A 14,641-nucleotide genomic window follows, 5' to 3' on the forward strand; every position below is an offset into this window, starting at 1 on the left:
CCCGGCGGGCTGGGGGGCCTGGTCAGACACGCTGCACCCCGACGGCGTGCACGCGGATGGCGGTCAGTTCGGTGCCCGCCTGGGTTTTCAGGGTGTGTTCCACGCGCTCCACGATATTGCGCGCGACCGTGGGAATGCTGACGCCGTACGCGACGACCACGTACAGGTCCGCGGCGAGGCGGGTGCCGTCGCGGCTGATGACCACGCCGTCACTGACGTTCGCGCGCCCCAGCACCCGGCTGATGCCTTCTTTCAGGTTCGCGGGGGCCATGCCCACCACGCCCGGAATCTCGTGGGCGATCAGCCCGATAAGCGAGGCGAGGGCCGCCTCGGTGATTTGAATAGAGCCAGTCACAGTAAAGGGCAGTATACCGCCCGCCTGCTCGCTTCATGCCGACCGGTCCGCGCCGGGCCTGCTGTCCGGCGTGCCGGAACCTGCCGGGCGCGGGCCGTGCTGTACTGCGGGCATGCCCCTTGTCCAGAAGTTGGAGCGTGCCGATCTGACCCTCACGTTCGTCGGGACGGCCGACACCGACCGCGTGACCCGCGACCTGAAGCCCGGCGAGGTGCGCCTGCGTGCCCGCCGCGACTCGCACGACGAGGCCGCCGCCCTGACCCCCGCCAGCCCCGACGAGGCCCGCGAGGTCGGCGCGGCCCTGGCGCGACTGGCCCGCGAGCTGCGTGCCGCGTCCGTGCAGGTCGCCGCGACCCCGCACGCCGCCGCGCTGGCCGGGGCCGCCCTGGGCGGGGCGTGGCAGGACACCCGCTACCGCGCGCCCGCCGACCGCCCGGAACTGACCCTGGCCGCCGACGGCCTGGACGGCGCGGACGCTGCTCGCGTGACCGGCCTGCACGCCGGCGTGACCTTCGCCCGCGCCCTGACGGGCGCACCTGCCAACGTCCTGAACCCCGCCACGCTGGCCCGCGAGGCCCGCACCCTGGAACCCCTGGGCCTGGACGTGGACGTCTGGGACGGCGCGGACATCACGGCGCGCGGCATGGGCCTGCTGGCCGCCGTCGCCGCCGGCAGCACGCACGGCCCGCGCCTGATCCGCGTGACCATTCCCGCACGCGGCGAGGCCACGCAGGTGCTGGCCCTGGTCGGCAAGGGCATCACCTTCGACACCGGCGGGTACTCCATGAAACCCCCGGCCGGGATGTACGGCATGAAGAACGACATGGGCGGCGCGGCCGCCGTGCTGGGCGCCATGCGCGCCCTGGCCGACCTGCGCGCCCTCATCCCGGACGGCACCGAGGTCCGCGCGTACGTGGCCGCCGCCGAGAACATGGTCGGCCCGGACGCCATGCGCCCCGGCGACATCTACCGCGCCGCCAACGGCCTGCAGGTCGAGGTCACGAACACCGACGCCGAGGGCCGCCTCGTGCTGGCCGACACCCTGACCGTCGCCTGCCAGGAAGGCGCGACCGAACTCGTGGACCTCGCCACGCTGACCGGCGTGAAGATCAGCGCCCTGGGCAACGACATCGCCGCGCTGTTCAGCAGCGACCCTGCCCTCACCGACCGCCTGAAGGCGGCCGCGCTGGCCGCCGGGGAACCCGTGTGGGAACTCCCGCTGCACCAGCCGTACCTGAAAGCCTTCCAGAAGGGCACGCTGGCCGACCTGAAGAACAGCGACATGGCCCCCGCCGGAGGCAGCATCAAGGCCGCGCTGTTCCTTCAGCAGTTCGTCACCCGCCCCTGGGCGCACCTGGACATCGCCGGGAACGCTGCCCGCGACGAGAACGCCACCGGCTGGGGCGTGGGCACCCTCGTCGAGTACGTGCTGGCTCGCTGAGCCAGGGGAGTGGGCCGGGGGGTGAATGGCCCGCTCCCTGAGCGCCGGGCTACATGCTGGGGTGCAGGCGGCCGCGCAGCATCAGGCGCATGCGCTGGCCCAGGCGTTTGTACGCGGGCGGGGCGTGCCGCGCGCCGAAGTCGACGGTGGCCTCCTCGCTGCCCACGTCATGCCCGTACTTCTGGGTCAGGAAGTACCGGTGGTCCATGATCCACAGGTACAGGTCCGCCTCGGTCCGGCCGGGGAAGCGGGTCATGACGTCGTGCTTCTCGATGTTCTCCACGATGCGGGCGTACATGCGGCGGTACCAGCTCTCGACGGCCTCCTCGAAGGTCACGGGGGGCAGCCCGGCGCGTTCGGGTTTGCGGTCTAGGAAGTACTGGCGGGTGCGGATGTGTTCCAGCAGCCGCTCGTACCGGCCGGGCGTCGTGAAACGGATGTCGCGGTGGTGAGGCACGACCAGGTCGAGGTTGGTGCTTTTCAGGAACTGCGCGTACTCGCCCTTGATGATCAGGTCCTTGAGGGTGTCGTCCTCCTCGGGCGGCACGGCGACGTGCAACTCGATCACGTAGGCGTCGATGTACTTCTGCCCCTGGCGCCGGGCGACGGACACGCGGTGGTTGCCGTCCTTCACGAAGTACAGGTCCCCGACCTTGTACACCTGGATGGGCGGCAGCTCCTTGCCCTGAAGCTGCGCCGAGCGCACCCCGATCCAGCGTTCGTCCAGGTGGCGTTCCTTGGGCAGGTAGTGCCGGTCGAACTCGCGGTAACGGTCCACCGACCCGATGATGTGATCGACCTCGATGGTCTGGAGGCCCCGCTGGAACTCGCCGTCCGGCGCGAGGTGACGGACCCATTCGAAGGGCAGCAGTTCGTTCGGCTGGCGGCGCAGGATGGCCAGCAGGTCCCGGACGTCACCCAGGAAGCGGGCGCGTTCGACTTCGTGCTTGGCCTGATCAAATGCGGACATGGGGCTCAACTCTCCTTGCGCCCGCTGCTGGGCGCGACTGGGCCGGGAGCCTGCCGTCAACGGGGGAAGAGGTCAGGACCCCCGGTCGTGCCTTCAGGATACACCGGCCGGATGGGCTCCCTGTCCCGCAGGGTGCGCCGGGGCTGTCACCTGCCCGTCAGGGGGGCGCGGGCCTATCGGGAAACTTCATGTGCGCCCGCGATGGTGTCCTGCGCCCTGTGCGGGGCGGGGCCGGGCCGTGTTGAATGCGGACATGCTCGGGAAATTCTTCAAGAAACCGGCGGACGACATGGGAGGCCGCGTGCCGCCCGGCCAGACGCTCACGACCCGCTTTCCGGTCCTGACGTACGGCCCCACGCAGCACTACGCGCCGCAGGACGTGGTGATCCGCGTGACCGGACTGGCCGAGGAGAAGACCCTGACCTGGGCGGACCTGATGGCCCTGCCGCAGACCACCCTGACGTACGACATCCACTGCGTGACGCACTGGAGCAAACTGGACACCACCTGGACCGGCGTGCGCGTCGTGGACCTGATGGAGCACCTGCAACTGAAACCCGGCGCGACGCACGTCATGCAGCACTCGGTGGGCGGGTACACCACCAACCTGAGCCTGGAGGACTTCACGCGGCCCGAGAACCTGCTGGCCCACACCTTCGACGGGCAACCCCTGGACGCCGAGCACGGCGGCCCGCTGCGGCTGGTCGTGCCGCACCTGTACTTCTGGAAGAGTGCCAAGTGGCTGACCGGCCTGGAATTCATGGCCGGCGACCGGCCCGGTTTCTGGGAGAAGAACGGCTACCACATGCGCGGCGATCCCTTCATCGAGGAGCGCTACGACGACGACTGAGCGGCCGACGGCAGACGCGGCAGCCGACCTGACCGGTGCGGGCGAGTACCTCGTGCCGGACGTGCTGCGCCCCGGCCTGACGCTGGTGCTCGTCGGCACGGCGCCCAGCCGCATCAGCGCCGCCGCCCGCGCGTACTACGCCAATCCGGGCAACAAGTTCTGGCGCACCCTGCACGCCGTGGGCCTGACCCCCACCCTGCTCGACCCGCAGGAGTACCCCCGGCTGCCGGAGTTCGGGATCGGCCTGACCGACGTGGCCAAACGGCACAGCGGCGTGGACGCCGCCCTGCCCGCCCACGCCTTCGCGCCCGACGAACTGCGCGGCAAGCTGCGCCGCGACCGGCCACGCCTCGTGGCGTTCACGAGTAAACGCGGCGCGGCCGAGACGCTCGGCGTACCGACCGCCCGCCTCCCGTACGGCCCGCAGCTGGACCCACTGGAAGGCGCGGAGGTCTGGGTGCTGCCCAGCACCAGTCCACTGGCGCACTCTCACTTTGTGCTGGAACCCTGGCAGGCACTCGCGGCGCGGGTCGCCGCCCTGCGCCGCGACCCGCCCGACCCCACCCGGCCCTAAGCCGTTGCAGTCAGGGACGCTGCGCCAATATGCGCGGGTGGACAGGCGGGCCGTCTGGGAGAATGCGCCGCATGACCCGCTCCTTCGCCGTGGACCTCCGGGGCCTGATCGACCTGCTCAGCGAACACCTGTACGCCGGGCCGGAAGTGTACGTCCGTGAACTCATGCAGAACGGCGTGGACGCCATCCGCGCCCGCACCGACCTGGGCGGCGCCTTCAGCCCCGCCCTGACCTTCGACGTGCAGGAGGGCCGCCTGACCTTCACCGACAACGGCGTGGGCCTGTCCCCGGACGACATTCACACCTTCCTGGCGACCATCGGCCGGTCCTCCAAGCGCGGCAGCGTGGAATTCATCGGTCAGTTCGGCATCGGGCTGCTCGCCTGCTTCCTGGTCAGCGAGGAGATCGAACTGGTGTCCCGCTCGGCACGCGGCACGCCGCCCGTGCGCTGGGTGGGCCGCGCGGACGGCTCGTACACCCTGCTGACCGGCCAGGACGCCGCGCTGCCGGACGGGCCGGTCGGCACGCAGATCACCCTGCGCGCCCGCCCGGACCGCGCCGCGTTCCTGCTGCCCGACCGGGTGGCCTCCTGGGCCGCCGAGTACGGCGCGCTGCTGCCCTACCCCGTCACCCTGGTCGGTCCCGCCGGGTCTGTGTCCCTGAACGCCACGGGCGCGCCCTGGCTGGACCACTCGCGCGGTGAGGAGGCCCGCCGCGCCGCGACGCTCGCGTACGGCGAGGCGCTGCTGAACGCCCCCCCGCTGGACTTCGTGGACGTGAACACCCGCGCCGGGGCCGTGCGTGGCGTGGCGTTCATCCTGCCCTGGACCCCCAGCCTGGACGCCCGCGGGCACCACCGGGTGTACGTGCGGCACATGCTGCTCTCGGAACAGGAGGAGCAGCTGACGCCCCGCTGGGCGTTCTTCGTGAAGACCGTACTGGACGCCGGGACGCTGCGTCCCAACGCCGCCCGCGACGCCCTGCGCGACGACGCCGACCTGCACGCCGCCCGCGAGGAGATCGCCGGGACGCTGCGCGACTGGCTGCTGCGGCTGGCGCGCGAGCAGCCGGGCCGCCTGCGGGAACTGATCACGCTGCACTACCTGAGCATCAAGGCGCTGGCCGCCGAGGACGACGGCTTCCTGACGCTGTTCCTGCCGTGGCTGCCGTTCGAGTCCAGCGCCGGCCGGCAGACGCTGCCGGAACTGCTGGAACGCAGCGGTGGGGAACTGCGTTTCGTGGCGGACCTGAACCTGTACCGGCAGGCGGCGCAGCTCGCGGCGCCCGGCGGGCCGCCCGTCATTCACGCCGTGTACACCTACGACCACACCCTGCTGGAACGCTACGGCGCCCTGAACCCGCAGGTGCGCGTCACGCGCCTGAGCGCCGCCGATCTGGTGCAGGACCTCGCGCCGCCCACCCCGGCCGAACGCCGCGCGACCGCCACGCTGCTGGCCGCCGCGCAGGACACCCTGGCCCCGCTGGACGCCGGGGTGCGCCTGAGTCACTTCGAACCGGCCGCGCTGTGCGCCATGGCCTTTCCCGGCGCGCAACGCGACCTGCACCTGACCCGGCAGGCCGTCGGGCCGTCCGGCGGGCTGTGGGCGGACCTGCTCGACGACCTGAGGGACGTGAGCGGCGACAGCTACGCCATGGACGTCCACTTCAACCTGAACCACCCGCTCGTGCAGCGGGCCGCGCACCTGCCCGACGGGCCGCTGCTGCGCCGCGTGCTGGGCATGCTGTACGTGCAGGCCCTGCTGCTGGGCCACCACCCCCTGACCGCGCGGGAACTGGAACTGCTGAACGGCGGTCTGCTCGACCTGATCGGCGCCGCCCTCGGCGACCCGGACGCCAGCCGTCCCGCCCCGCACCTGAACTGACCGCCCCCGACCCACACCACACCCCGAGGAGTCCACCATGACCCACACCACCCTTGAAGAGGCGCAGAACCTCCCGCACGGCCCACAGCGCCTCGCCCTCGTCGAGGAGGCCGTCCGTCAGGCCGACCTGAGCGGCGACGGCGAGGCCGCCTACGAGGCCCGCAAGGAACTGATCTCCTCGGCCAACTATGCCGGGCAGAGCGAGAAGATGCTCGTCGCGTTCGCCTGGTGCCGCGCGTACCTTGACGAGCACGAGGCCGAACTGGGCGCCTGGGAACAGCGCGGCCTCGCCTGGTACCACAAGTGGGTGCTGATCGCCACGCACCACTTCCCGCAGATTCCGCTCGAACGCATCCAGAACCTGCACCGCGACTACGCCGACCGCATCCGCGCCCTCGGGGCCGGCGGGGGCACCGTGCCGTACTTCGACCTGCAACTCGCGCTGCACCGCGGCGACGTGAACGGCGCGCGCACCGCCTTCAACATCTGGCAGTTCGCGCGGCGCGACCACCTGAGCGACTGCCCCGCCTGCGAGGCGCAGACCATCGCCGACTACCACGAGTTCACCGGGGACGACGCCGGGTGCGCCGCGCAGGTGCAGCGCATGCTGGACCGCGGCATGAGCTGCTCGCACATCCCGCACTCCACGCACGGCATGGTCCTCCCGGCCCTGATCCGCCTGGGCCGCTGGGACGAGGCGCGCCGCCACCACGAACAGGGCCGCGACCTCGTGGCGGGCGACCCGGACCACGTGACCGCCCAGGCCCGCCACCTGGAGTACCTGAGCCTGACCGACCTGAGCGCCGCGCAGGACTGGTACGCCCGGCACGTCGGCTGGGCCGAACGCACCACCGAACTCGACACCCGGCTCGACTTCCACCTCGCGGCGGCCCTGCTGTTCAGCGGCCTGCGGGCCGCCGGTCAGGACACCCTCACCCTGACCCTCCCGCAGGACCTGCCCGGCCACCGCCCGGACGGCAGGTACGCAGCCCATGAACGATTCGAGCGTCACGCCGGGGCCGCCCGGACCCTCGCGCAGGCGTTCGACGCCCGCAACGGCCTGCCGTACCACGCCCACCGGCTGGAACGCACCCTGGCCCTGGCGGACCTGCCGCGCCCCACGCCCGCCTGACCCTCCCCTCGGCCGTGTCGCAGTCGGGAACGGCCGGGTCGGACGGCGCGTACTGTGGAGTATGGCGTCCCGCACCCCCACCTCCCGTCCGTCAGGCCCGGCCCGCCGCGTCGTGAGTGGCGCGGCCGGAGCGGCCCGCACCCTGGTCCGCGCAGCCCGCCGGGATCCGGCCGGCCCGACCGACCCCTGGGCGACGGGCGCGGCCCTGCAACCCACGGTGCGCCGCGCCGGGAGTCTGCTGGCCCTGACCGTGATCGGGTTTCTGGTTCTGGGCGTCCTGGTCCCGCTGGCGGTCCTGCTGGGCATCGGCGTGGCGACCGGCAGCGACGTGGCCGGCTGGCTGCTGGCACTCGTGCTGGCGCTGCTCGTGGCGTTCGGCGTGTGGGTGTTCAGGCGCGTCCGCACCCTGACCCGCCCCGCGCCGGTGACGCTGGACGCCGCCGCGCCGCCCGAGGAGTGGACGCTGCTGGAAACGTTCCGGCAGCACGAGCGCCGCCTGCCCAGCCCCGCGCGGCCCGCGCTGCAATCCGCCGTGCAGGCCACCCGTGAGGCCCTGCGCGTCACGAGCGGCGGCACCCTGACCCGCGACGCCTTCGACGCCCGGCAGGCCGCCCGCGAGGACCTGCCCGAGCTCCTGATGGCCTGGCAGAGCGGCCCGCGCCGCCCCGAGGACCTGACCCGCGAACTGCAGCTCATCGAGACCCGCATGCGGCAGGTCACGCGGGCGCAGGCCGCCGCGCAGGACCGCGAGGCGCAGGCCCGCCGCCGTTACCTGAGCGGCAAACTCAGACCAGACCCGGCCGACACCGACCCGCCCGTCTGAACATGAGCGCGGCCTGCACGTCAGCCCAAGAAACGGTCTGCGACCCCTCAAGCCGCTCCGTCAGGGAGAACACCTTCCGGCCAACCACACCGGACCAGCATGGGACCCATGAAGCGCCGCGCCCTGCTCACCCTCCTGCTGGCCGCCGCCCTGACCGCCCCCGCCACCGCCCAGGACAGCGTTCCCGCCGACCCGGCCGGGGACGCCGAGGCCAGCCTGACCGACGACCTGACCGACGACCTGAACGCCGACTTCGACCCGGGGGTCCTCGCCGCGACCGACCCGGCCCAGCGGACCCTGGACGCCGTTCCCGCGCGGCGCGTCGTGCGGCCGGGCCTGACCGTTCCCGGCACGCCCAGCCGCCTGAACGCCAGCGTCACGGTCCGGTACGGGCCGGACACGCCGTCCGCGGTGCTGCTGCTGATGCCCGGATACCTGGGCGGCGCCGGCAGCTTCGACCGGCTGGCCCGGCAGATCGTGCTCCTCAACCCCCGCTGGGCCGTGTGGGCCGTCGACCGCCGCAGCAACCTGCTCGAAGACCACACGGCGCTGCTCGGCCGCGACGTCCCCACCCTGCAACGCCTCGTCCGTGCAGGCGTGGACGTGCGCGCCCCCGCCAGCCTGACCTTCATGAAGGACTGGGGCCTGGACACCACCCTGCGCGACTGGCGGGCCGCCGTGCTGGAAGCCCGCAAACTCACCCCGAACGTCTTCCTGGGTGGGCACTCCATGGGCGGCACCCTGGCCGGCCTGTACGCCGCGTACGATTTCGGCGGCGCGGCCGGGGAACGCGACGTGCGCGGCCTGATCATGCTCGACGGCCTGCCCGGCCTGATGAGCGGCCCGCCCCTGACCCCCGACGAGTACGCGCAGGCGGCCCGCAACCCACTGGGACCGCTGCCCGGCCTGAACGGCCTGACCCGCGACCCCTACGTGGACTCGGTGGTGTTCAGCCCGAAACTCGCCAGTCGCGCCGCTGCGCAGGCCCGCCTCGCCGCGCTGGCCCCGGACGCCCCCGCCCCGACCGGCGGCCTCACCCCCTACCCCGCCACGAACCTCGCCGCCGCCATGACGCAACTCGAGCAGCGGTACGCCCTGCTGCCGTTCCTGGCCCTGAGGACCGGCCGCGCCACGAACGCCAGCGAGGCCCCCAACCTGGGCGCCCGCCTGCTGGGCGCCGCCTTTCCCGGCGCGGGCGACGCCCGCTGGATCATCGGCCCGCAGGACCCCGTCCGCCCGGTCGGCTGGGAAACGGACCCCGCCGCGCCCACCAATCCGCAGGACTTCGCGCGGCGCTTCCTGACCCCGCTGAGCGATTACAGCGAGTGGTACTTCCCGAACCGCCTGACCCTGGACCTCGCCGCGGCCCGCACCGGCACGCGCGGCACGCCCTTCGAGCAGACCCTGCCGGTCTGGCACGGCCGCCCGCTGCGGGTGCCGGTCCTCGGAATCGCCGCCGCCCGGGGGGTCACCAGCGAGGCGCAGTACCGCGAGTACGCCGCGGCCACCCAGGCGGCCCTCACCACCCGCACCCTGCCCGGCGCCGCGCACCTGGACATCACGGTGGCGCGCGGCGATCAGGTGGCCCGCTGGATTACCGGCTGGATGCAGCCCCTGACCCGCTGAACGCCCACGCGGATAAGCAGGCGCAGGCCCCGCCGCCCCCCCCGCCCGGAGTGACCTGGCAACGTGTCCCCAGGGATACGGACTGCCGTTTGTTTCGCCGACAATCCGGAACTTCACCGGATTGCCGACTCCACGCCCGGAACCCGCCCAGCTCCTCCTCTGCGGAGCAGCTCTCCGAGTCGCATCCGCTCGGATTGAATGGCTTTATAAGCCATTCAATCGGAGTCCGTATGAGCGGGTGCCGGTTCAGTCGAGGTCTATGAAGTCTCCGTCCCCGGCGTTCAAGTACTGCTCGATGTAGCGCAGGTACCCCTGCCGTCCGGCCTCGCGCGTCCAGGTTTTCACGCTGCTGCGCAGGCGGCCCAGGCCCAGCCGGAGCTCCTCGGCACTGGGGTGCTCGCCCGGCTGCGCCAGCAGGGTGGTCAGGTTGCGCAGCGCGGCGTCGTGCACCTCGGCGCGCAGGCCGTCCAGCTTGCCGGGCCTGAACGGGTGGTTCGTCGCCTCGGCCCGGTAGCGGCGCATCAGTTCCTCGAAGGCGCTGTCCACCTGCGCGTCCGTCAGGTCCGGATGCTCGCCGTACACGCCGAGGACCGCGAGTTCCACGGTCATCAGGTACGGCAGCAGGCGGTCGTCCGGGACGCTCATTTCAGTTTCGCCTGCAGGTACGCGGTCAGTTCGCTGATCTTCACGCGTTCCTGCGCCAGCGTGTCGCGGTCACGGACGGTCACGGTGTCGGTCAGGCTGGCATCCTCGCCCTTGCCGACGGTGTCGAAGTCCACGGTGACGCAGTACGGCGTGCCGACCTCGTCGTGGCGGCGGTACGCCTTGCCGATGTTCCCGCTGTCCTCCAGCAGAATGCGGCCCAGGCCGAGTTTCTGCAGGTCGTTCTTGATGCTGCGGGCCAGATCCACCAGTTCCGCCTTGTTGCGCGCCAGCGGAATGACGGCCACCTTGATCGGCGCGAGGTGCGGCTTCAGTTTCAGCACGATGCGCTCGTTCCCGTTCTCCAGCGTCTCCTTCGTGAACGCCTCGCTCAGGACGGCCAGCAGGGCGCGGTCCACCCCGGCGGACGGCTCGATCACGAACGGCACGACCGGCTTGTTCGTCTCCGGGTGCGGGATGGTCAGCTTGGCGATGGAGTCCAGGTTCTCCTCGACGTTCGCCACCAGTCCCAGCTCGCTCTGGTTCTTGGTGTGGCTGCCCAGGTCGTAGTCGCTGCGGTTCGCGATGCCCTCGATCTCCTCGTGCCCCAGGGTGGGGTAGTCGTACATCAGGTCGTACGTGCGCTTGGAGTAGTGCGCCAGGTCCTCCTTCGGCACGTCCAGAATCTCGATCTTGCTGCGCGGCACGCCCTGCGCCTCCCACCAGCTCAGGCGCTGTTCCAGCCAGTGCTCGTGCCACTCCTCGTCCGTGCCGGGCGTGCAGAAGAACTCGATTTCCATCTGCTCGAGTTCCCGCACGCGGAAGATGAAGTTGCGGGGCGTGATCTCGTTCCGGAAGGCCTTGCCGATCTGCGCGATCCCGAACGGCAGGCGGCGGCTGGTGGAGTCCACGACGTTCTTGAAGTTCGTGAAGATCCCCTGCGCCGTCTCGGGCCGCAGGTAACCGTAACTCTCGTCATCCGCGACCGGGCCGATGGTCGTCTTGAACATCATGTTGAACGGCTTGGGCTCGGTCCAGTCGCCCACCTCACCGCTGAACGGGTCGCGCACGCCTGCATCCTTCAGCGCCTGCGACGCCTGCGCCGGATTGGCGTTCAGGGCCGCCACGACCGCCGGGAAGTTCTCGGCGCTCTCACCCATCGCGGCCGCCACTTTCGCGATCACGTCGGCCTTCTGGTCCTTCACGAGATGATCGAGGCGGTACCGCTTGTTGTTCTTCCTGTTGTCGATCATCGGGTCGCTGAAGGTCGCCTCGTGCCCCGAGTGGCGCAGCACCTGCCGGTGCATGATGATGCTGGCGTCCAGGCCCTCCATGTCGTCACGCTCGTACACGTTGGAACGCCACCACGCGGCCTTGATGTTGTTCTTCAGTTCCACGCCCAGCGGGCCGTAATCGTAGAAGCCCTGAAGGCCCCCGTAGATCTCGCTGCCCTGAAAGATGAATCCACGGCGTTTACACAGGCTGACGAGTTCTTCCATCGAAGTTGCTGGCATACGTGCTCCTTTTCGTGCGGGTACAGGAAAACGCCCCAGACGGCGGCCTCTTTCCGGCACTCGCTCGTCTGGGGACGCATGAAGTCACGCGCGGTTCCACCCCAGTTCCGGTCACCGCCCTCCGCGGCCCGACCGGCACTTTTGTGTCTGTTTCAGCTCCCCGCCGCCCTTCCCGCGCCGCCTGACCGCCCGACTCTCACCGTCACGGGCTCGCTCTGTGGTGGCACCTGCGCGGTACTCCTGCGGATCAACACCTGCCGCCCAGTGTGCGCCGCGACAGGGGAGAGGGTCAAGGGTCACGTCTGACCGACCCGACCTGGGCTGCGCGTCGTATCCTGTACGTTATGCCTGTTGCGGAATCCCGTCCGGAAACACACCCGGATTTTGAACTTGAATGTGAGCACCTGTCCCAGACGGTCTCGGCCATGATCCGCCAGATCGAGTTCTGGGAGGACCGGGACCGGCAGATGGGCGCGGACCTGGAAACCAGCATCATCCTGGGTGATCAGGCCGAGGAGTTCGCGGCGCTGCTCTCGCCGCACGTGCACCAGCCGTACTTCGGGAGCCTGAAGGTGCGCGTGGCGGGCCGCGAGCAGACGCTGTACGTCGGCAAGCACGGCTTCCGGGACGTGAAGGGACCGTACTCCGTGGTCAGCTGGGACAGCGAGGTGGGCAGCCTGTTCTACTCGGACGCGCTCGGCTGGACGCCCCGCCGGGGCAGCGCCGGGGTCATCAAACGCCGCCGGCAGCTGGACGTGCACAGCAAGAAACTGCTGCGCGTGACCGACCTGTACGACGACGAGCACGGCGGCGACACCGGCGGCCGCGAGGAGGTGCTGCTGCGCCGCCTGCAGGAGGACAGCACCGCCGGGATGCGTGACGTGGTCGAGACCCTGCAACCCGAGCAGAACGCCGCCATGCGCGCCCCCGCCGGGACGCCCGTGATCATTCAGGGCGCGGCGGGTTCCGGGAAGACCACCATCGGCTTCCACCGCCTGACCTGGATGACCAACCCCGACCGGGGCGTGCACCGCGCCCGCCCGGAGGCGTGCATGGTCCTGATGCCCAACCGCGTGCTGGCCGCGTACGCTGCGCGCATCCTGCCGGAACTGGGCATCGAGCGGGTCGTGGTGACCACCCCGGAAGCCTGGGCGACCGGCCTGCTGGGGCTGGAGAAACTGGAGGTCACGGACCGCACCCTGAGCCTGCTGCTGACCGACCGGGACAACACCCGCCGGGCGCTCGCGTGGCGCAAGGCGAAACTGCTGGGCGACGCCCGCATGCTGGACGTGGTCCGCACGCACCTGTGGGGCAAGTTCAACGCGGGCCTCGCCGGGCAGAGCATCCGCGAGAGCATCGAGGTGCGCGGGCGCGAACCGGTCACGCTGCACTTCACCGAGGCGGAACTGGCCGCCATGCTGCGCGACGTGTTCGCCGCCGACCCCCTGGCCGGATACCGCGCCGGGATGCGCCGCGCCATCGAGACCGAGGCCCTGTCGCGCCTGAACGTCCCGGAAGGTGAGGAGGCGGGCGTGCTGCGGCAACTGTCCGCGCCGCTCACGACCTTCCTGGGCCGCGTGTTCGCCTCGACCACGCCCATCACCGAGGCCCGCCGCCTGCTGGGCAGCGCCGAGTCCCTGGCCGCCAGCGGCCTGCTGACCGACCGTGAGATTCAACTGCTGCTGACCGACCCGCTCAGCGGCATTCCCACGCCGCGCCGCGCGAACGCGGACGTCACCGAACTGCCCGTCATGCTGGCCGTGCAGGCCTTCACGGGCGGCATCGGGCGACTGGACGGCCGCACCCTGGAACCCTTCGATCACGTGGTGCTGGACGAGGCGCAGGACTACTCGCCGCTGCTGTACGCGCTGCTGGGCCGCGCCACCCGCCCCGGTCACATCACGGCGCTGGGCGACCTGAACCAGGGCATGCACGGCTACAAGGGCCCCAGTTCCTGGGAGGCCGTGCAGGCGCAACTGCCGGGCGCGCAGGTGCTCACGCTGGGCCGCACGTACCGCTCGACGCGGCAGATCACGGAACTCGGGGCGCGGATCGCCGCGACGTACAACCGCGCCGCCGCCGTGCAGGGCGTGGACCGCGACGGCGCCGACGTGCAGCGCTACGTGGCCCCCGCCGACGCCCCGCACGGGGAACTGCCGCTGATCGCGCAGGCCGTCAAGGAAGCGCAGGCCGCCGGTCACAAGAACATCGCCATCGTCACGCGGCGCGGCGTAGACGCCGACCGCCTTGCCGAGGCCCTGCGGGAATTCGACACGGACGCCCAGCCCATCACCACCCAGGAGCACCGCTTCCGGGGCGGACTGGTCATCCTGCCCGTGAACCTCGCCAAGGGCCTGGAATTCAGCGCCGCCATCGTCGCCAGCGCCAACGCGCAGACGTACGACGAGAGCACCGAGTACGAACGCCGCCTGCTGTACGTCTCGGCCAGCCGCGCCCTGCACTGGCTGGGACTGGTCAGCGCCGGCGAATTGCACCCGCTGATCGCCTGAACGTCAAGGCTTCCGTACGCAACGTTCATCCCCATCTGGTCGCTCGTACGGCACAGTGACGGCATGAGCGACGATCAGAAGACCACCGGCCAGGGCGGCCTGCCGGACGACGCCGGGAACGGCATGAGCGAACGCAGCGGCCACTCCGACGAGTCGGGCACGGGCGCGCAGGATACGCCCCTGGGCAGCGGTGCGCCCGCCACGCCCGGCGCGGTGCCGGAAGATCAGGCGTCCGGGACCGGCACGACCTTCGGCACGGACCCGGACGACGACCAGCGCCCCTGACCCCCACCTGCCTTCCGGGCCTCCGCCACCTTTCGG

13 protein-coding genes are annotated in these 14,641 nt (G+C 71.2%); 9 read left to right on the forward strand and 4 right to left on the reverse strand.

The genetic code is table 11. The features are described from left to right. Positions 1-22 precede the first annotated feature (22 nt). Positions 23-355 (reverse strand): Asp23/Gls24 family envelope stress response protein, encoded by a 333-nt coding sequence (locus ABDZ66_RS13615; protein ID WP_343759925.1) that lies wholly within the window; start codon positions 353-355, stop codon positions 23-25. Positions 356-467: 112 nt separating this feature from the next. Between ABDZ66_RS13615 and ABDZ66_RS13620 the strand changes: the two genes are divergently transcribed. Next, positions 468-1,796, forward strand: a complete 1,329-nt coding sequence (locus ABDZ66_RS13620) for a M17 family metallopeptidase (RefSeq protein WP_343759927.1) — start codon at positions 468-470, stop codon at positions 1,794-1,796. A gap of 49 nt (positions 1,797-1,845) precedes the next feature. Here ABDZ66_RS13620 and ABDZ66_RS13625 read toward each other — a convergent pair whose 3' ends face one another. Beyond that, positions 1,846-2,766, reverse strand: coding sequence for a DUF4032 domain-containing protein (locus tag ABDZ66_RS13625; RefSeq protein WP_343759932.1), 921 nt, complete (start codon positions 2,764-2,766; stop codon positions 1,846-1,848). A gap of 253 nt (positions 2,767-3,019) precedes the next feature. Here ABDZ66_RS13625 and ABDZ66_RS13630 point away from each other — a divergent pair, with 253 nt between their 5' ends. The 6 genes from ABDZ66_RS13630 (at position 3,020) to ABDZ66_RS13655 (ending at position 9,654) form a co-directional block, all read left to right on the forward strand. Then, positions 3,020-3,616 (forward strand): sulfite oxidase-like oxidoreductase, encoded by a 597-nt coding sequence (locus ABDZ66_RS13630; RefSeq protein ID WP_343759936.1) that lies wholly within the window; start codon positions 3,020-3,022, stop codon positions 3,614-3,616. A 52-nt stretch (positions 3,617-3,668) separates the two neighbouring features. Next, positions 3,669-4,190: a mismatch-specific DNA-glycosylase gene (locus ABDZ66_RS13635; protein ID WP_343759939.1), complete on the forward strand. Its 522-nt coding sequence runs from the start codon at positions 3,669-3,671 to the stop codon at positions 4,188-4,190. Positions 4,191-4,261: 71 nt separating this feature from the next. Next, entirely contained in the window at positions 4,262-6,073 is a 1,812-nt protein-coding gene (locus tag ABDZ66_RS13640) for an HSP90 family protein (protein ID WP_343759941.1), read from the forward strand. Positions 6,074-6,110: 37 nt separating this feature from the next. Beyond that, on the forward strand, positions 6,111-7,205 hold the full coding sequence (locus ABDZ66_RS13645; protein WP_343759943.1) for a hypothetical protein: 1,095 nt from the start codon (positions 6,111-6,113) through the stop codon (positions 7,203-7,205). A gap of 61 nt (positions 7,206-7,266) precedes the next feature. Continuing rightward, complete coding sequence (locus ABDZ66_RS13650; protein ID WP_343759945.1) at positions 7,267-8,028, forward strand: hypothetical protein; 762 nt, start codon at positions 7,267-7,269, stop codon at positions 8,026-8,028. A 108-nt stretch (positions 8,029-8,136) separates the two neighbouring features. After that, positions 8,137-9,654: an alpha/beta hydrolase gene (locus ABDZ66_RS13655; RefSeq protein WP_343759947.1), complete on the forward strand. Its 1,518-nt coding sequence runs from the start codon at positions 8,137-8,139 to the stop codon at positions 9,652-9,654. 246 nt (positions 9,655-9,900) lie between these two features. Here ABDZ66_RS13655 and ABDZ66_RS13660 read toward each other — a convergent pair whose 3' ends face one another. Continuing rightward, on the reverse strand, positions 9,901-10,299 hold the full coding sequence (locus ABDZ66_RS13660) for a hypothetical protein (RefSeq protein WP_343759949.1): 399 nt from the start codon (positions 10,297-10,299) through the stop codon (positions 9,901-9,903). Further along, positions 10,296-11,810 carry a glycine--tRNA ligase gene (locus ABDZ66_RS13665; protein WP_343759951.1) on the reverse strand — a complete coding sequence of 505 codons (1,515 nt, stop codon included), beginning with the start codon at positions 11,808-11,810 and terminating at the stop codon, positions 10,296-10,298. The genes ABDZ66_RS13660 and ABDZ66_RS13665 overlap by 4 nt, the downstream gene beginning before the upstream one ends. Positions 11,811-12,235: 425 nt before the next feature. Between ABDZ66_RS13665 and ABDZ66_RS13670 the strand changes: the two genes are divergently transcribed. Beyond that, positions 12,236-14,320 carry a HelD family protein gene (locus ABDZ66_RS13670; RefSeq protein WP_343759953.1) on the forward strand — a complete coding sequence of 695 codons (2,085 nt, stop codon included), beginning with the start codon at positions 12,236-12,238 and terminating at the stop codon, positions 14,318-14,320. Positions 14,321-14,383: 63 nt separating this feature from the next. Continuing rightward, positions 14,384-14,605, forward strand: a complete 222-nt coding sequence (locus ABDZ66_RS13675; protein WP_343759955.1) for a hypothetical protein — start codon at positions 14,384-14,386, stop codon at positions 14,603-14,605. Positions 14,606-14,641 lie beyond the last annotated feature (36 nt).

It is taken from the genome of Deinococcus depolymerans, from assembly GCF_039522025.1.
GTDB classification, from domain to species: Bacteria; Deinococcota; Deinococci; order Deinococcales; family Deinococcaceae; genus Deinococcus; species Deinococcus depolymerans.

Coding starts and splice junctions, on each gene's coding strand:
- ABDZ66_RS13630 (WP_343759936.1), top strand. CDS start 3,020: ATGCTCGGGAAATTCTTCAAGAAACCGGCGGACGACATGGGAGGCCGC.
- ABDZ66_RS13645 (WP_343759943.1), top strand. CDS start 6,111: ATGACCCACACCACCCTTGAAGAGGCGCAGAACCTCCCGCACGGCCCA.
- ABDZ66_RS13670 (WP_343759953.1), top strand. CDS start 12,236: ATGATCCGCCAGATCGAGTTCTGGGAGGACCGGGACCGGCAGATGGGC.
- ABDZ66_RS13640 (WP_343759941.1), top strand. CDS start 4,262: ATGACCCGCTCCTTCGCCGTGGACCTCCGGGGCCTGATCGACCTGCTC.
- ABDZ66_RS13675 (WP_343759955.1), top strand. CDS start 14,384: ATGAGCGACGATCAGAAGACCACCGGCCAGGGCGGCCTGCCGGACGAC.
- ABDZ66_RS13660 (WP_343759949.1), bottom strand. CDS start 10,299: ATGAGCGTCCCGGACGACCGCCTGCTGCCGTACCTGATGACCGTGGAA.
- ABDZ66_RS13625 (WP_343759932.1), bottom strand. CDS start 2,766: ATGTCCGCATTTGATCAGGCCAAGCACGAAGTCGAACGCGCCCGCTTC.
- ABDZ66_RS13655 (WP_343759947.1), top strand. CDS start 8,137: ATGAAGCGCCGCGCCCTGCTCACCCTCCTGCTGGCCGCCGCCCTGACC.
- ABDZ66_RS13665 (WP_343759951.1), bottom strand. CDS start 11,810: ATGCCAGCAACTTCGATGGAAGAACTCGTCAGCCTGTGTAAACGCCGT.
- ABDZ66_RS13650 (WP_343759945.1), top strand. CDS start 7,267: ATGGCGTCCCGCACCCCCACCTCCCGTCCGTCAGGCCCGGCCCGCCGC.
- ABDZ66_RS13620 (WP_343759927.1), top strand. CDS start 468: ATGCCCCTTGTCCAGAAGTTGGAGCGTGCCGATCTGACCCTCACGTTC.